At 67.0% G+C, this 17,008-nt stretch carries 16 protein-coding genes and 1 pseudogene; 8 read left to right on the top strand and 9 right to left on the bottom strand.

The features are described 5' to 3' along the window. Positions 1–86 precede the first annotated feature (86 nt). Genes ABGN05_RS27555 through ABGN05_RS27570 form a run of 4 tightly spaced genes read right to left on the bottom strand, consistent with a single transcriptional unit; the run spans position 87 to position 3,998 of the window. Positions 87–1,127, bottom strand: a complete 1,041-nt coding sequence (locus ABGN05_RS27555) for an alcohol dehydrogenase catalytic domain-containing protein (protein WP_367957242.1) — start codon at positions 1,125–1,127, stop codon at positions 87–89. A gap of 12 nt (positions 1,128–1,139) precedes the next feature. Next, on the bottom strand, positions 1,140–2,108 hold the full coding sequence (locus tag ABGN05_RS27560; RefSeq protein ID WP_367957243.1) for an NADPH:quinone oxidoreductase family protein: 969 nt from the start codon (positions 2,106–2,108) through the stop codon (positions 1,140–1,142). A 7-nt stretch (positions 2,109–2,115) separates the two neighbouring features. Then, complete coding sequence (locus ABGN05_RS27565) at positions 2,116–3,357, bottom strand: acyl-CoA dehydrogenase family protein (RefSeq protein WP_367957244.1); 1,242 nt, start codon at positions 3,355–3,357, stop codon at positions 2,116–2,118. Further along, complete coding sequence (locus ABGN05_RS27570) at positions 3,354–3,998, bottom strand: TetR family transcriptional regulator (RefSeq protein ID WP_367957245.1); 645 nt, start codon at positions 3,996–3,998, stop codon at positions 3,354–3,356. Before ABGN05_RS27570 ends, ABGN05_RS27565 begins: the two co-directional genes overlap by 4 nt. A 141-nt stretch (positions 3,999–4,139) precedes the next feature. On the opposite strand from ABGN05_RS27570, the gene ABGN05_RS27575 reads away from it, so the two are divergent. From ABGN05_RS27575 to ABGN05_RS27590, 4 genes are read left to right on the top strand one after another with little or no spacing between them, the layout of a single operon-like run. After that, entirely contained in the window at positions 4,140–4,961 is an 822-nt protein-coding gene (locus ABGN05_RS27575) for an SDR family oxidoreductase (RefSeq protein WP_367957246.1), read from the top strand. Between the two features lie 9 nt (positions 4,962–4,970). Continuing rightward, positions 4,971–5,465 (top strand): MaoC family dehydratase, encoded by a 495-nt coding sequence (locus ABGN05_RS27580; RefSeq protein WP_367957247.1) that lies wholly within the window; start codon positions 4,971–4,973, stop codon positions 5,463–5,465. Further along, positions 5,462–6,496, top strand: coding sequence for a phosphotransferase family protein (locus ABGN05_RS27585; protein ID WP_367957248.1), 1,035 nt, complete (start codon positions 5,462–5,464; stop codon positions 6,494–6,496). The genes ABGN05_RS27580 and ABGN05_RS27585 overlap by 4 nt, the downstream gene beginning before the upstream one ends. 2 nt (positions 6,497–6,498) lie before the next feature. Continuing rightward, entirely contained in the window at positions 6,499–7,275 is a 777-nt protein-coding gene (locus ABGN05_RS27590; protein WP_367957249.1) for an SDR family NAD(P)-dependent oxidoreductase, read from the top strand. Positions 7,276–7,323: 48 nt separating this feature from the next. Here ABGN05_RS27590 and ABGN05_RS27595 read toward each other — a convergent pair whose 3' ends face one another. The 5 genes and pseudogenes from ABGN05_RS27595 to ABGN05_RS27615 all read right to left on the bottom strand — a co-directional run bounded on the left by ABGN05_RS27595 (position 7,324) and on the right by ABGN05_RS27615 (position 13,193). Next, positions 7,324–7,896, bottom strand: coding sequence for a sarcosine oxidase subunit gamma (locus tag ABGN05_RS27595; RefSeq protein ID WP_367957250.1), 573 nt, complete (start codon positions 7,894–7,896; stop codon positions 7,324–7,326). Continuing rightward, the gene (locus tag ABGN05_RS27600; protein WP_367957251.1) at positions 7,889–10,882 is read right to left on the bottom strand and encodes a sarcosine oxidase subunit alpha; all 2,994 of its coding nucleotides are present in this window, start codon (positions 10,880–10,882) and stop codon (positions 7,889–7,891) included. Before ABGN05_RS27600 ends, ABGN05_RS27595 begins: the two co-directional genes overlap by 8 nt. 371 nt (positions 10,883–11,253) lie before the next feature. Then, positions 11,254–11,574: pseudogene (locus ABGN05_RS27605) on the bottom strand (sarcosine oxidase subunit delta); the annotation flags it as partial. A gap of 3 nt (positions 11,575–11,577) precedes the next feature. After that, the gene (locus tag ABGN05_RS27610; protein ID WP_367957252.1) at positions 11,578–11,931 is read right to left on the bottom strand and encodes a cupin domain-containing protein; all 354 of its coding nucleotides are present in this window, start codon (positions 11,929–11,931) and stop codon (positions 11,578–11,580) included. Positions 11,932–11,939: 8 nt separating this feature from the next. After that, positions 11,940–13,193, bottom strand: a complete 1,254-nt coding sequence (locus tag ABGN05_RS27615; RefSeq protein ID WP_367957253.1) for a sarcosine oxidase subunit beta — start codon at positions 13,191–13,193, stop codon at positions 11,940–11,942. Positions 13,194–13,413: 220 nt separating this feature from the next. Between ABGN05_RS27615 and ABGN05_RS27620 the strand changes: the two genes are divergently transcribed. From ABGN05_RS27620 to ABGN05_RS27635, 4 genes are all read left to right on the top strand, one after another. Then, positions 13,414–13,809 (top strand): SET domain-containing protein, encoded by a 396-nt coding sequence (locus ABGN05_RS27620; RefSeq protein ID WP_367957254.1) that lies wholly within the window; start codon positions 13,414–13,416, stop codon positions 13,807–13,809. Positions 13,810–13,989: 180 nt separating this feature from the next. Beyond that, positions 13,990–15,495, top strand: a complete 1,506-nt coding sequence (locus ABGN05_RS27625; RefSeq protein ID WP_367957255.1) for a helicase HerA domain-containing protein — start codon at positions 13,990–13,992, stop codon at positions 15,493–15,495. A gap of 214 nt (positions 15,496–15,709) precedes the next feature. Next, positions 15,710–15,943, top strand: coding sequence for a 30S ribosomal protein S21 (gene rpsU / locus ABGN05_RS27630; protein WP_367957256.1), 234 nt, complete (start codon positions 15,710–15,712; stop codon positions 15,941–15,943). 147 nt (positions 15,944–16,090) lie between these two features. Continuing rightward, positions 16,091–16,942, top strand: a complete 852-nt coding sequence (locus ABGN05_RS27635) for a tetratricopeptide repeat protein (RefSeq protein WP_367957257.1) — start codon at positions 16,091–16,093, stop codon at positions 16,940–16,942. Positions 16,943–17,008 lie beyond the last annotated feature (66 nt).

Below are 17,008 nucleotides of genomic sequence, written 5' to 3' on the forward strand. Positions count from 1 at the left end.
AATCGACGCGGTCTATTGCCGCGTTCTTTTGTCGTTCACCCTACAGACAGCCTGCCCGTCTCCGCAAGCGAGGCTGGTCTTCCTCCTCAGGGCGCGATGAACACTTTTCCGTTCGGCCGCGCCAATTCTCCCGGCACCTTCTCCATCGCATCGCCAAGCTGCACGACCGCGTTGACGTCCGTGGACCAGCGCCCGTCCTTGAAGCGCATCTGCGCCTCGCGGATGGTCGCGATCTTCCGTTCCAGCGGCGTGCTGCGCATCCAGTCCGTGAGCCAGAAGCCCTCGATGCGCTTGTGCATGAAGATCAGCTGCCCCGGTTCCGGTATCGGCGTCGCGTGGGTATCTAGCCGGCCGTAGACGATCCAGCGCGCCCGCTTGGGCATGGCGGCGAAGATCTCGCCCGCGAGCGGCCCCGTCACGGCATCGAGGAAGATGCGCGGTTGTTCGGCCTTGAGCACGCCCTTCAGTTCGTCGGTGAAGCCCGGCGAGGATGCATTGAGGACATGTGCCGCGCCGGCGTTTTTCAGCAGGTCCTTCTGGTCGTCGCGTCGCACGATGGCGATGGGCCTGTAACCCTCGTCGCGCGCGACCCCCATCATGAGCTTGCACAGCTGGCTCGCGCCGGCCGTCAGGATGAAGGATTTCTCCCCCTCCTCCTTGACGATGCCGAACATGGCAAGCGCGGTGAGCGGGTTGACGATCATCGCCGCGGCGTCCTCGTCGCGTACCCCGTCGATGACCGGGATGCATGCTCCCCCTTCAGCGACGGCATATTCCGCCCACGAACCCCAGCCGCTCAGGCCCGTCGCGAAGGCGACGCGCTGGCCGACCGGCACATGCGCGCCGGCATTCTCGCCCGCCGCCACGATGGTCCCGACGCCTTCGAAGCCGGCGGGTTGCCCCTGCCGGCGCGGCTGGCCGTAGAGCCCCTTCAGGAACATGACGTCGGACGGATTTATCGAGGCGAGGCTCACTTTGATCAACACCTGCGAGGGTCCGGGAGACGGCACCCCGATCTCGCCGGCCCGCACGTAGGGCGCCATCGCTTCCAGGCGGGCATCCGAGCGCCCGGTCGCGTAGCCGTCATTGACCAGGAGGAGCGCTTTCATGTGTGCCGGCATGCTCATTGCGTCGCTCTCCTACGGCTTCAGGATGATCTTGCCCGCCGACCCTCGGCCGAGCACGCGTTTCAGCACGGACGGAGCATCGGCCAGGGGGTATTCCCCCTCGATGACGGGCTTGACCTTGCCGGCGAGATACCAGCCGATCAGTTCCTTCATGTTGTCGGCATAGACGGTCGGCTCGCGGCGCGTGAAGTCGCCCCAGAAGACGCCGACCACGCTGAAGCCCTTCACCAGGGCGAGATTGACGGGGAATTTCGGGATCGTGCCGGACGCGAAGCCGATCACCAGCAGCCGTCCGCCCCAGCCCATGGAGCGCGACAGCGCGTCGAAGCTCTCGCCGCCGACAGGATCGTAGCCGACGTCGACGCCCTTGCCGCCGGTCGCCTCCTTCAGCGCGTCCTTGAGGTTTTCGTAGCCGAGCACGACGTCCGCGCCGGCCCGCTTCGCGATCGCCTGCTTCTCGGGGCTCGACGCGACACCGATAACGCGCGCGCCCATCGCCTTGCCGATCTGGACGGCCGCGGTGCCGGTCAGCCCGGCCGCGCCGAGCACGCAGAGCATCTCGCCGGCCTTGAGTTGCGCCCGCTGCTTCAGGGCGTAGTGTGACGTGCCGTAGCCGCACAGCAGCGCGCAGGCGTCAGCGCTGCCGATCCCGTCGGGAAGCTTCATGACGGTGGCTTCGGGCGCGCCGACTATCTGGGCATAGCTGCCCATGGACGACAGCGATGCCACGCGGTCGCCGACCTTGATGCCCTTCACATCCTCGCCGACCGCCGTCACGGTGCCGGCGACCTCCATCCCGGGCACGAACGGGGTCGGCGGCTTCATCTGGTAGAGCCCCTGCACCAGGAGCCCGTCGGGAAAGTTCACGCCAATGGCCTCGGCCCGGATCACCACGGTCGAGCCCTTCGCCTCCGGCTCGGGCCAGTCGGCATATTCGAGGTTTTCCAGCGGGCCGTAGTCGCGGGCGACGATTGCTTTCATACCGGGCTCAGACCTTTTCCTGCGTATATTTCTTGAGCTCGACGCGCGCGACCTGGCGGCGGTGTACGGCGTCCGGGCCGTCGGCGAACCGAAGGGTCCTCAGATGCGTCCAGCTGCGCGCCAGCGGCGTATCCTGGCTGATGCCCTGCGCGCCGAACATCTGCACCGCCTCGTCGGTGACCTTCAGCGCCACCTGAGGCGCGATCACCTTGATCTGGCTGATCCAGGGGGCTGCCGCGCGGGCGTCGCCCTGGTCCATCATCCACGCTGCCTTGAGGCAGAGAAGGCGCGCCATCTCGATCTCCATGCGGCAGTTGGCGATGATGTCGTAATTGGCCCCGAGCTTGGCGAGCGGCTGCCCGAAGGCCTCGCGGCGCATCGCCCGCGTGCACATCATCTCCAGCGCCCGCTCGGCCTGGCCGATGGCGCGCATGCAGTGATGGATGCGGCCGGGGCCCAGACGCCCCTGCGCGATCTCGAAGCCCGCCCCTTCCCTCAGAACGATGTTTTCGACCGGCACGCGCACGTCGGTGAAGCGCACGTGCATGTGGCCGTGCGGCGCGTCGTCGTGGCCGTAGATTTGCATCGCGCGCAGGATCTCAACCCCCGGCGTGCCGGCGGGCACCAGCACCATGGAGTGGCGGCGATGCTTCGGTTCGTCGTCGCTGCCGGTCTTCACCATGACGATGTAGATCTTGCACCGAGGATCGCCGACCCCGGAGGACCACCATTTCTCGCCGTTCAGCACGTATTCGTCGCCGTCACGCACGCAGCTCATCGCGATGTTGGTGGCATCCGAGGACGCGACGTCCGGCTCCGTCATCAGGAAGGCCGAGCGGATCTCGCCCTTCAGCAGCGGTGCGAGCCACCTGTCCTTCTGCGCCTGCGTGCCGTAGCGCTCGAACACTTCCATGTTGCCGGTGTCGGGCGCCGCGCAGTTGAATACTTCGGCGGCCAGGTGCGACTTGCCCATCTCTTCGGCGAGATAGGCATACTCGACCGTCGTGAGCCCATAACCGCGTTCCGAATCGGTGAGCCAGAAGTTCCACAGGTTGTTCTGGCGCGCCTTGGCCTTCAGCCCTTCGAGGATCTCGGTCTGGCGCGGCGTGTAGGTCCAGCGGTCGCCGTTCCTCCCCACCTCGGCGAGGAACTCCTCATCCAGCGGGATGATTTCCTCGCGCACCATACGGGCGACCTTTTTGAGGATCGGCTTCAGCCGCTCCGTCATCCCCAGATTCATGTCCGTCATGCGCTTTCCTCTCGTCTCTTCGACAGCCCGCCGAGGGCGTAGTCCACGACCTTCTTCGCCACGACCTCGACGTCGGCCCGCGTCTCGCCGACGCGCGGCGAATACCAGAAGATCGGCGAATTCAGCGTCATGAACATGAGCTGGTTGGTGATGCTGAGATCGTCGAACCGGAACACGCCCTCGTCGCGCCCCTGCAGCAGCGTGTTCCGGAACAGCATGCCGTAATTGTGCCGGTATTCGATCAGTTCGTTGAAAACCGACCGCTGCTCCGGCGTGGTAGCGCCGCGCAGGTGCATCTCGACGCCGATCCACACCGCGCGCTGGAACGGCTTGGTGTCGATCATCAGAAGGACGTGCGCCATCGCCATCCTGCGCCAGCGGGGCAGCGCAGGCCCCGGCTGGTCGATGAATGGCCGGACGGCCTCGTAGTTGAGGTCCATCCCGTGCTTGAACACGGCAGCGAACAGATCTGCCTTGGACGGGAAATGGTGATAGATGCGGCCCTTCGTGGCACCGAGGCTGCGTGCGACGTCGTCGATCGATGCCGCCGCGTAGCCGCGGTCCATGAAACACTTCGCCGCCGCGCTCAGGATGTCGATGCGCGAATTGTCGGCGATCTGCTCCCTGACGCTCAGCGCCATCCCTTGTCACGACCTCCCGTTCGCGGAGCCTCTTGTTTTTCCGGCGCATGGCCGATCGGCTCTTTACTCACGGTGCAAGGATGAACATACTACCGGGTATGTTGTCAACGCGGTATCGTCGATAACCGCGAGGGAGGAAGAATGTCGTACCTGGAAGAGCTCTTTTCCGTGTCGGGCAAGACCGCGCTCATCACGGGTGCTGCGAGCGGCATCGGCCGCATGGCGGCCACCGCGCTGGTCCACGGCGGCGCCCGCGTGATGATCGCCTCGCGCCGCGCGGCCGAATGCGAGAAAGTCGCGGATGAACTGAATGCCTTGGGTGCATCCGGTAGCGCGGAGGGGTTCGGCGGCGACGTCGGCTCGGAAGCCGGCGTCGTGGAGCTAGCCGAAGCCGTCAAGGCGCGCACGGACCGCCTGCACATCCTGATCAACAATGCCGGCCTCAGCTGGGGCGAGAACCTCGAGACCTTCCCGTACCACGCCTGGGCGCGGGTGCTGAACGTCAACGTCACCGGGCTGTTCCACCTCACGCGCGAGATGCTGCCGCTCCTGGAAAAGGCGGCGTCGCACGAGGATCCGGCCCGCGTCATAAACCTCGGATCCGTGATGGGGACGCAGCCTATCGCGGACGGCGCCTATTCCTACACGGCCTCGAAGGCGGCTGTGCATCACCTCACCCGGACGCTCGCCGGCGAGCTTGCCGGACGCTGGATCACGGTGAACGCCTTCGCGCCCGGCCCCTTCCAGAGCCGCATGACGGCGTTCGCGACCGGAACGGACGAGAAGGCCGCCAAGGTCGGCAGCCGCGTGCCGCTGGCGCGCATCGGCAATCCGGATGACATAGCCGGCGCGACTCTGTATCTGTGCAGCCGTGCCGGAAGTTACGTCACGGGCGCCATCCTTCCACTGGATGGCGGACAGGCGGTGCAGCACGGCATGTCGCTGTTCAAGGACGTGGATTGACGCCACCGCATGCAGGATACCCAACTGAAGCCCGTAAGCACGGATGATCTCGTCGCGGCGATCGGCACCGAGATCGGCGTGTCTTCCTGGCGGACCGTCAGCCAGACGATGATCGACCGGTTCGCCGAGGCGACCGACGATCACCAGTTCATTCATGTCGATCCCGAGAGGGCGGCGCGGGAGACGCCGTTCGGCGGCACGATCGCGCACGGGTTCCTGTCGCTTTCGCTGCTCTCCACGCTGGCCTACGAAACCCTGCCGCCGCTCGCCGGCAGCACAGTGGGCATCAACTACGGTTTCGACGAGGTGCGCTTCAAGTCGCCGGTCAGGTCGGGCGCCCGCATCCGGGGGCGGTTCGTGCTCGCCCACGCAAACGTGCGCCTGTCGGGATGGGTCGAGGCGAACTACGACGTCACGATCGAGATCGAGGGCCTTCGCAAGCCGGCGTTGACCGCGCGCTGGCTGACGCTCACGCAGATGCCGCGGCAGGAACCCGCGACATGAGCGATCCCAACGCACTCGACGCAGCGGCCCTTGCTCCGTACCTCGAGAAGAACGTGCCCGGCTTCTCGGGTCTGAAGGCGATCGAGAAGTTCAAGGCCGGCCAGTCGAACCCGACCTACATGCTGCGCGCGGCGAGCGGCAACTACGTGCTGCGGGCAAAGCCCCCCGGTGCGCTTCTGAAGTCCGCTCATCAGGTCGACCGCGAGTACCGCATCATGAAGGCGCTGCGGAGCATCGGTTTTCCGGTTCCGCAGGTTCTGCACCTGTCGGACGAGGATTCGCCGATCGGACGGATGTTCTTCGTCATGGCATTCGTCGAGGGACGCATCTTCTGGAACCCGGCCCTGCCGGAGGCGCGCGACCAGGAGGAACGCGCCGCAATCTTCGATGCCATGAACGCCACGCTGGCCGCGCTGCACGACGTGGATTTCGCCGCGATCGGTCTCGCCGACTACGGCCGGCCCGGCAGCTACTTCGAGCGCCAGCTCGGCCGCTGGACCAGCCAGTACCGGGCCTCCGAGACGGAGCGCGTAGAGGACATGGAACGCCTCATCGCCTGGCTCGAAGGCAACCGGCCACCGGACGACGGGCTCGTCTCGCTCGTGCACGGCGACTATCGCCACGACAACATGATCTTCGCGCCCGACCAGCCGCGCGTCATAGCGGTGCTGGATTGGGAATTGTCGACGCTGGGACATCCCTACGCCGATCTTTCCTATCAATGCATGCAATGGCGCCTGCCGCACGAGTCCGGCTTCCGCGGCCTTGGCGGGCTAGACCGCCGGAGCCTCGGATTGCCGAGCGAAGAGGAATATGTTGAAGCCTATTGTCGTCGGCGTGGCATCGATTCGATACCCGACTGGACATTCTGCCTGGCTTTCTCGTTCTTCCGGCTGGCCGCCATCTGCCAAGGTGTCTATAAGCGGGCCCTCGACGGAAATGCATCCAATCCCGAAAGGGCGCGGACCTACGGCCAGGCGGTGAAGCTGCTGGCGGGCCTCGCGGTGGAGCGGATCGAGAAGGGGGTTTGAGGATGGGGCGTTTTTCCGATCACGTTGTTCTCGTGACGGGCGCATGCGGGGGCTTCGGACGGCGCACGGCCGAGCGGCTGGCCGACGAGGGCGCGAAGCTCGTCCTGTCCGACATGGACGAAGGCGAACTCGAAAAGCTGACGGAGACGCTGTCCTGCGAGTGCGCGATCCTCGCCGGCGACGTCACGAACGAGAAGCTCTTCGAGAAGCTGGTCGCGCTCGCGGTCAGCCGGTTCGGCAGCCTCGACATCGCCATCAACAATGCCGGTATCGCCCAGAGCTTCGTCAAGCTGCCGCAGGTCCCCTCGGAAGAGGCGCGGCGCATCATCGAGATCGACCTTCTCGGCGTCTTCTTCGCCATGAAATACCAGTTGCCGCAGATGGAAAAGCAGCAGCGGAAGTCCGGCCGGGGCGGCACGATCGTCAACATCGCGTCCGTCGCCGGCCTTTCGGGCGCCGCCCGCCTGTCCGTCTATTCGGCGGCCAAGCACGGCGTCATCGGCCTGACGCGCTCCGCCGCCGTCGAATACGCGGCCAAGGGCATCCGCGTGAACGCCGTCTGCCCCTCCTATGCCCGCACCGCCATGGTGGGCGAATTCGTAAAGCTCTCCGGCCGCGGCGAGAACGAGGCGATCCTCGAACTGACCCGGGGCGTGCCGATGAAGCGCGTCGCGGAAGTGGACGAGGTCATCGAGGTGGTGCTGTTCGCCGCCGATCCGAAGAACTCGTTCATGACCGGCCACGCGCTTTCGGTCGACGGCGGCATCAACGCGATCTGAGTTCGCCCGAGCGACGCGACCGCCGGGGTTCGTCGCGATCCGCGACGTTCAGGCGTCCCTTGCCGCCTCGCTGAGAAAATCCCAGGCGTATTCGGAGAAGGATCGCCACACCTCCACCCGGAAGGCGGTCTCTGACGTGCGCTGCAGGACGATCTCGATCTTTCCGAGAACCGTGCGGCTGCAGGCTCCCACAGGGAACGCCGTCAGCGACAGGTCCTGCGGGCAGCCGGCGTTGAGGCAGGCCGCAGCGCCCGCACCTTCCACCAGGATCGCCACGTTGCGGTGGGAAACCTCGACCGCCGAATGAAGCGCCTTCGCCTTGGCTGCGTCCGCAAGGATGTCGGCGCCGTCCTCGTCGATGACCAGCCATTCGTCGGGGCCGAGCCATAGTGCCGTCCGGTTTCCCGATTTGGCTTTTGCGGACGTCTTCGGCGCCTGCGGCAGCGTCACTCCGAGCGCGCGGGAGACCGAATTCACCGACAGCTCCGGCGCCCGCAGCGACAGCCGCGTCGCGGGCGGCGCAGGCGTGACGCGGACATTTTCCGCCGCGAGCGACAGGCCGGCCCGCTTCTCGCGGCGCTCGGCGGCGGCGACTTTCGTTTTCGTGGCAGCCCTAGCCATGCAGGCGCTCCCCTTTCTCGTCGTAGAAGACGGTACCGCCGACTTCGACCTCGATGACGCCCGACGGCATCGGCACGTAGAGCGTCTGCCCCATCCGGTCGCGACCACCCTCCACCACCGCCAGCGCGATTGATCGGCCGCAATTCTCCGACCAGTAGGACGAAGTCACGTGGCCGATCATCTTCATGGGGATCGGCTGGTTCGGGTCGGCGACGATCTGCGCGCCCTCTTCCAGCACGACCTTCGGTTCCTTCGTACGCAGTCCGACCAGCTGCCGCCGGCCCGGCGCAACGAGGTCGGGCCGCATCAGCCCCCTGATGCCGACGAAATCGGTCTTCTTCTTGCCGACGGCCCAGTCAAGCCCGGCGTCGTTCGGTGTCACCGTGCCGTCCGTGTCCTGACCGACGATGATGTAGCCTTTCTCGGCGCGCAGCACGTGCATGGCTTCGGTGCCATACGCGCAGGCGCCGTGCTTTTCGGCCTCGGCCCACAGCGCCTCCCACACCGCCTCGCCGTAGTCGGCGGGCACGTTGACCTCGAAGCCACGGTCGCCCGTAAAGGACATGCGGAAGAGCCGCGTCGGCACGCCGCAGATCGTGCCCTCGCGAACGGACATGTGCGGCATGGCCTCATCGGACAAGTCGATCCCTTCGACCAGCGGCGCGATGATGTCGCGCGATTTCGGGCCCTGGACGGCGATCACCGCCCACTGCTCGGAGACCGAGGTCAGCCATACGCTCAAGTTCGGGAACTCGGTCTGGAGATAGTCCTCCATGTGATGCAGAACCCGCGCAGCGCCGCCCGTCGTCGTCGTGACGTGGAACCGGTCGTGGGCGAGCCTCCCGACGACGCCGTCGTCGTAGATGAAGCCGTCCTCCCTCAGCATGATGCCGTAACGGCAGCGCCCGGCATCCAGCCTCTGCCACGGGTTGGTGTAGAGCAGTTCCATGAAGGCCGCGGCGTCGGGACCGACCACCTCGATCTTGCCGAGCGTGGAGGCATCGAACAGGCCGGCGCTCTCCCGCACCGTGCGGCATTCACGGTTGACGGCGGCATGCATGTCCTCGCCGGGCTGCGGATAATACCAGGCCCGCTTCCACTGCCCGACATCCTCGAACACCGCGCCGTGCCGCTCTTCCCAGCCATGCATCGGCGTCTTGCGGGTCGGATCGAACAGCTTGCCGCGCGAGTGGTTGACGATGGCGCCATAGGTGACCGGCGTGAAGGGCGGACGGAAGGTCGTCAGACCGACCTCCGGAATCTCCTTGCCGAGCATGTCGGCGGCGATGGCGAGCCCGTGCAGGTTGGAGGTCTTGCCCTGGTCGGTCGCCATCCCGTTGGTGGTGAAGCGCTTGACGTGCTCGATGGAGCGCATTCCCTCCTTCACCGCCTGGCGGATATCCTTGGCCGTGACGTCGTTCTGGAAGTCGACGAAGGCCTTCACGGTGCTATCGCGCCCGGCACCCGGTGCGGCGCCGACCATGCCGGCCGACCAGCCTTCCGAGGCGTCGACCTTGATCGAGGTGCGGGTCTCCGGCCGTGCGCCTGCCGCCGCGCGCGCCGCGCGCTCGCCCGCCGCCACAGCCTCCTTGACCGCCGAAGCGAGGTCGTCGGTACCGTTGCAGGATCCGACGCAGGCGCAATCCTGAGCGTAGGTGCCGGGAAGGAAGCGCTGCGTGGCGGCGTCGAAGGCCACCTTGCCCCGCGACTGCGAAAACAGGTGGACGGACGGGGTCCAGCCGGCCGACATCAGGAGCGCGTCGACCGGGATGTTGCGACCCGTGCCCTCGCCGGTCTTGGGCGTCACCGTTACCGACGCGATCCGCAGCCGGCCGCCGACGGCGGTCACGGCCCGGCTCGGGAGGACTTCGATCCCGAGCGAACGCGCCTGCTCGACCGCGGGGCCGGTCGGGTTGTCGCGCAGGTCGATGATCGTACGCACGCCGACGCCCGCTTTCCTGAGGTCGATCGCGGCCCAGTAGGCGGATTCGTTTGCCGTGTAGACGGCGACATTGTTGCCGACCGCCACGCCGTACTGGTTGAGATAGGTGCGCGCCGCCGAGGCGAGCATGATGCCCGGCCGGTCGTTGCCGGAGAACACCATGTGCCGCTCGATCGAGCCGGTCGCCAGCACCACGCGCCGGGCGCGGACCTGCCACTGCCGCTCGCGGGGCAGGTCGCCGGGCTCGGCCAGGTGATCGCTGACGCGCTCGGTCAGCGCCACGAGGTTCTGGGCATAGTAGCCGAAGGCCGTGGTGCGCGGCAGGAGCCGGACGTTCTCCATTCCGGCGAGCCGGCGCGCCGTTTCCTGCGCCCATGTCCAGCCGTCCTGGCCCTCGATCCGGGCGCCGCTCTCGTAGCGCATTGCGCCGCCGAAACCCGCTTGCTCGTCGCACAGGATCACCCGCACGCCGGTCTCGGCCGCCGCGAGCGCCGCCGCCAGGCCGGCCGCGCCGCCGCCGACCACCAGCACGTCGCAATGGGCGTATCGCGAGGAATAATGGTCGGGATCCGGCAGGTCCGGCGCGACGCCAAGACCCGCCGCTGCGCGGATGTTCGGCTCGTAGAAGGATTTCCACGCCGATTTCGGCCACATGAACGTCTTGTAGTAGAAGCCGGCCGAGAAGAACGGCGCGGCGAGGTCGTTCACGGCGCCCACGTCCATGGCAAGCGACGGCCAGCGGTTCTGCGAGACCGCGGTCAGCCCGTCGTACAGTTCCTGCACCGTGGCGCGCACGTTGGGTGTCTTGCGGGCGTCGTCGCGGTGGATGCCGACCAGCGCGTTCGGCTCCTCCGCGCCCGCCGACAGGATGCCGCGCGGGCGGTGATACTTGAACGAACGGCCGACGAGGTGCACGCCGTTGGCCAAGAGCGCGGAGGCGAGCGTGTCGCCCTCGCGGCCCGAATACCTATGGCCGTCGAAACTGAACTGCGCCGGCTTCGTGCCTGACAGCCGGCCGATTCCTATGCGATGCGCTTCGGCCATCAGGCCTCACCCTCGTCGTTCCTGGGTTTGCGGGGCCGCTTGGGCGCCTCCGTGGCAGCTCCTTCGGAACCCTCGGAGGACGGCGACCCCGCCTTGCGGCTGCGGGTCGCCTTCGGCTTCTCCGATACGTCGGGCCGGCTCTCGGCCGGGGTGGCGGCGGCCCTGGCGCGGCGCGGCTTCGGCTCGGCGGCCGGAGGCTCCGAATTCGATGGTGGCGAAGCCCGCTTGCCGCCGCGTGCCGGCTTGCGCTCGCCCGGCGGGGCATCGGCGGGCGACGGGTCCGCCGCGCCGGCCGCGTCCTGTTTCCTTGTCGGCCTGGCCGGAGTGGCAGGCTGGGCCTTCTTCGCATCGACGGCCGGGATGCTGGCGTCCGCCGTCAGCGGCTCGACCGCCGCCGCGGCCTTGGCGAAGCGCTCCGGGTTCGGCTTCGGCATGCCTGCCTTGTAGGTGGTAAAAAAGCGGTCGGTCACCGTGTCGCGCACCGCATTGAAGAACCGGCCGCAGCCGTGCACGTGCCGCCAGCGCTCGTAGACGATGCCCTTGGGATTGGTGCGCAGGTAGAGGAAGGCCTCGAAAGCCTCGTCGTCCACCTCGGCTATGTTCGCAGGGCGCGCGATGTGGGCTTCGCCGGTGTTGCGGAATTCCAGTTCGGGCCGTTCCTCGCCGCAGTAGGGACAGTTGATCAGGAGCATTGGTCAGATCTCGGTCTTCGTCGCGGCGGTGGCGGGATCGCCGGTGTTCGGCGTGCCTGCCGGCTCGATCAGGAGAAGATGCGTCTCGACGTCCGCCTTCGGGCAGTGCTCGACGCCCCTGGGCACGACATACACCTCGCCCGGCTCGAGCACCACGTCGCCGTCGCGCATCTGGATCGTCAGCCGACCCGAAAGCACCATGAAGAAATCGTCGGTGTCGGGATGCGAATGCCAATTGAACGCGCCCTTGACCTTGACCACCATCAGGTCGTGGCCGTTGAACGCGCCGACGATCTTCGGCGACCAGTGCTCGGAAAACAGTCTGAGCTTGGCCGCGAGGTTGACCGGCTGCCGCATCGCCGGTCTCAGTGCGCCACGGCGGCCGCGGCCGCCTCGTCGATCAGCCGGCCGGTGCGGAACCGTTCCAGCGTGAACGGCGCGTTGATGCGGTGCGGTTCGTCGCGGGCGATCGTATGGGCGAACACATGGCCCGAACCAGGCGTCGCCTTGAAGCCGCCCGTCCCCCAGCCGCAGTTGACGTAGAGCCCTTTGACCGGCGTCCTGGCCAGGATCGGCGAGCGGTCCGGCGTCACGTCGACGATGCCGCCCCAGGAGCGCAGCATCTTCATGCGCGTGAACATGGGGAACATCTCGCAGATGGCGTCGAGCGTGTGATTGATGATGTGCAGGCCGCCGGCCTGCGAATAGGAGATGTACTGGTCGGTGCCGGCACCGATCACCAGTTCGCCCTTGTCGGACTGCGAGATGTAGGCGTGCACCGTGTTCGACATGACGACGCAGGGGAAGCACGGCTTCACCGGCTCCGACACCAGCGCCTGCAGCGGATAGCTCTCCAGCGGCATGCGCACGCCCGCCATTTCCATCAGAACCGACGTGTGGCCGGCGGCGACGACGCCGATCTTCTTCGCGCCGATCGGCCCGCGCGTGGTCTCGACGCCCGTGACCCTGCCGTCCGGCCCGCGATTGATTGCGGTCACCTCGCAATTCTGGATGATGTGGACGCCGCGCGCCGAGGCGCCGCGGGCATAGCCCCAGGCCACCGCGTCGTGGCGCGCCGTGCCGCCGCGTCGCTGCAGCGCGGCACCGACGATCGGATAGCGCGCCTGCTTCGATATGTTGAGCGGCGGGCAGAATTCCTTCGCCTGCTCCGGCGTCAGCCATTCGTTGTCGATGCCGTTCAGCCGGTTGGCATGCACGTGCCGCTTCAGTACCTGGACGTCGTGCACGTTGTGCGCCAGCATCATGACGCCGCGCGGCGAATACATGACGTTGTAGTTCAGTTCCTGGGAGAGCCCCTCCCAGAGCTTCACCGCGTGATCGTAGATGCCGGCCGATTCGTCGTAGAGGTAATTGGAGCGGATGATCGTCGTGTTGCGGCCGGTGTTGCCGCCGCCGAGCCAGCCCTTCTCCAGCACCGCCACGTTTGTGATGCCGTGTTCCTTGGCGAGGTAGTAGGCCGTCGCCAGCCCGTGCCCGCCGGCGCCGACGATGATGACGTCGTACTCCTTGCGGGGCTCGGGGAAGGACCATTGCTCCTCCCAGCCCTTGTGGCCGCGAAAAGCTTCGCGGGCGATGGCGAAAGCGGAATATCTGCGCATCAGCGGGAAAGCCTCGCGTGCCCTTGCACTCAATGTCCATCCAGGTCGGCGGGTGTATCACTAGCCAAAAGCCGATGCCACCCTTGCGCTGAATGCGACGGCAGATGGCGAATTGCGACGCGGACGGAGACGGCGTCACAGTCCGCGAAATCTCCCTTTGCAACCGCGAGCGTGTTGGAGGATTTTCCCTGCGCCGATTCGGCCCAGTGGAGAGAATTCGATGCTTCTCGTGAACACGTTCGTGGGTGCCAGTCCGATCGAGGGGGTGGGCGTCTTCGCCGCCGATCCGATCCCCAAGGGTACGCTCATCTGGCGGCTGGAGCCGGATTTCGACCGGCTCATCCCGGTCGAGAAGTACGAGACGGCCGAGCCGCGGCTGAAGGACTTCCTCGACCGCTACGCCTATCCCAGCCCGGACAAGCCCGGATTCCTGGTCTACGAAGTCGACAACGGCCGCTTCATGAACCATTCCGACGATCCGAACACGGACTTTTCCGATTCAGGCGGCGCGACAACCGTGCGCGACATCGCGGCCGGCGAGGAAATCACCTGCAACTATTCCGATTTCTATCCGGACTTCGAGCTGATGCCGACGGCAGAGGCGGCAAAGGGCTGACCGCCGCGACTCCGGTGCCCTTTTTCCGACGCTCGGGCAATTGCCTGTGAATCGTCGTGTTCCGCCGACGCATCCGACGGCTTGCGATGATAATCAGCATCTTCGCATCGCCGGGCGGAGGCGCGCTGGATATCGAAGCGGACCGGACGGCGCACGCAGGGGTTCACCCGGAAGAATGGAATGAAGATCGGCATCGACATGGGGCTGGACGGCGGCGGCAAGCCGGCCATGCTGGACCTGGAGGAACTGCTCGCCACGCGGCTTCTGGTGCAGGGCAATTCGGGTTCCGGCAAGTCGCACCTCCTTCGGCGCCTGCTCGAGCAGAGTGCCCCCTGGGTGCAGCAGTGCGTCGTCGATCCGGAAGGCGATTTCGTCACGCTGGCTGAGAAATTCGGCCACCTCGTCGTGGAGGCGACGCGCAGCGAAGCCGAACTGACGCGTATCGCCGCGCGCGTTCGCCAGCACCGGGTTTCGGTCGTGCTGAACCTCGAGGGGCTCGACGTCGACCAGCAGATGCGCGCGGCCGCCGCCTTCCTCGGCGGCATGTTCGATGCCGAGCGCGACCACTGGTACCCGGTCCTGGTCGTTGTGGACGAGGCGCAACTGTTCGCCCCCGCCGCCGCAGGCGAGGTGGCCGACGACGCACGCAAGGTCTCGCTCGGCGCGATGACAAACCTGATGTGCCGCGGCCGCAAGCGCGGTCTGGCGGGCGTCATCGCGACCCAGCGGCTGGCGAAACTCGCCAAGAACGTCGCCGCCGAGGCGTCGAACTTCCTTATGGGCCGAACCTTTCTCGACATCGACATGGCGCGCGCGGCCGATCTGCTCGGGATGGACCGCCGGCAGGCGGAGATGTTCCGCGACCTGGCGCGCGGCCATTTCGTCGCGCTCGGCCCGGCGCTCTCGCGACGCCCGCTGCCGATTCGCATCGGCGAGGTCGAGACCGCGGCGCGATCGACCAGCCCCAGGCTGATGCCGCTTCCCGAAACGGCGCCGGAAGACGCGGCGGACCTGATCTTCGCGCCCGGTCCGGAAGAGGTGCGCGCCGTCCCGCGCCGCCACGTGCCGCCTCCCCCGACCCCGACCGCCGACATCCTGGCGCAGCTCGCCGCCTCGCGTTCCCAGCCGCAGTCCGACGCACCGCAGCCGGCGATCGATCCGGCCGAGCGCCGGCGCCTGCTCGATGCGGTCATGGGCGAAATCCTGGAGGATCCGGACGCCGCCTTCCGCTCCGACGCGGTGCTCTACCAGGACTTCCTCGTCCGGTGCCGCATCCGCCGCGTGCCGGGCGACCCTCTGAGCCTGTCCGCTTTCAGGCGCGCCCTGGCCGTCGGGCGCGCCGGCGTCGCCGGAGAGGCGGTGGACGGCTCCGCCTGGCACTCGGCGCTGGACCTCTCCGCCTCGCTGCCGGACGATCTGCAGGGCGTCTTCCTGCTCGTGGCGCGTGCGGCCGTCGATGCCGCCCCCTGCCCGTCCGACGCAATTCTCGCGCGCGCCTACGGCACGCATTCGGCCCGGCGGGCGCGCCGTCTGCTCGCCTTTTTCGAGGAGCGCGGCCTTGTGGTGCTGCGCACCGACCTGCGCGGCTGGAGGATCGCCGCCTTCCCCGACCTCGGCTGCGAAACGGCGGCCGGCAACCCGGATGCCGCGGACACCGAAACCGCGATGCGCCATGCCGCGGAGTGACGAAACGTAAGCCTCGGTCGAGGATCCGCCTGGAAGCCACCTCCCATGCGGCTTTGCGGCCCGCGGGCGGGCTGCAAATCCTGATGGACAAAGACCGTTGATTCTGCTATTGGCCGCGCACTTCGCGGTGAACCTCGCCGCGTGGCGTCGCCCCTTTTGTCGGGCGCCGGCAAAAGTGTGATCGACCCGCCAACTAGGAACGACAGGAACGCCCGTGCAGGTACTCGTCCGCGACAACAACGTAGATCAGGCGCTTCGCGCGCTGAAGAAAAAAATGCAGCGCGAAGGCATCTTCCGCGAAATGAAGATGCGCGGCCACTACGAGAAGCCCTCGGAGAAGCGTGCCCGCGAGAAGGCGGAAGCCGTTCGCCGAGCCCGCAAACTGGCACGCAAGCGCGCCCAGCGCGAAGGACTGATCGCCGGCCCGAAGCCTGCGCCCGCGCGCTGACGCCTGCCCATCTTTCGTCTCTTTGTGACGCTAGCAGAGTGGCGCGATGAGAATCGCCGCCACTTTTTTGTTGAGGCGGCGACCGCATGGCGAGCGATCGCGGTGATTGTCGCAAAAAGAGGCGGACAGCTCGGAAAACGAGATCGAATGAACCTTATCTCAGGCAACACCCCTGCTGCCCGGCGCGGCATTTCCGCAGCCGCTCTCCTGGCTTGTGCGGTGGCGCTTGCCGCATGCCAGACCTCGTCCGGCCCCGCGGCGCAGATCGCCGCGATCGACACCGCGCAGGGTTCGGCCGAGAACATTGCCTCGCTGACGTCGGTCATCGAGCGCAGCCCGAACGACGCGCAGGCCTACAACGTCCGCGGCTCCGCCTTCGGCCGGGCCGGCCGCTACGAGGATGCGCTGAAGGACTTCGACACCGCGATCCGGCTCAATCCCCAGTACTATCAGGCCTACGCGAACCGGGCCCTGATCTGGCGCTACGTGGGCGACGACGCCAAGGCCGTGGCCGACTACAACCGCGCCCTGCAGATCAATCCGAGCTACGACGCCGCCTATATCGGCCGCGGAAATCTCTACCGCCTGGCCGGCCGCACGCAGGAAGCCTTCAGCGATTTCCAGCGCGCCATCCAGCTGGACACTACCGATCCGCGCGCCTACCACAACCGCGGACTGCTCTATCAGGCGCAGGGCCAGCAGAATTTCGCGCTGGAAGATTTCTCCACCGCCATCTCGCTGGCGCCGGATGCGGCCGAGCCCTACAATGGGCGAGGCGTCTCCTATCTCGCGCTGGGCGACGAGGACAACGCCTTCGCCGATTTCAACACCGCCATCAAGCTGGACGAGGACAACGCCGAAGGCTGGGCCAACCAGGCCCTGGTCTACGAACGGCGGGGCGACAAGGCGCGCGCCCGCAAGTCCTACCAGCAGGCCGTGAAGCTCGATCCGAACTACGGCCCCGCCGTCGCCGGGCTGGATCGCACAAAGGGCAGCTGACCTTCTTTTCCGGCTCCACCGGAACCGATGTGGGCGGCAGGACATTCCCGCCCCAGTTCCAACGGA

The sequence above is a fragment of the Aquibium pacificum genome, assembly GCF_040839445.1.
Lineage (GTDB): Bacteria > Pseudomonadota > Alphaproteobacteria > Rhizobiales > Rhizobiaceae > Aquibium > Aquibium pacificus.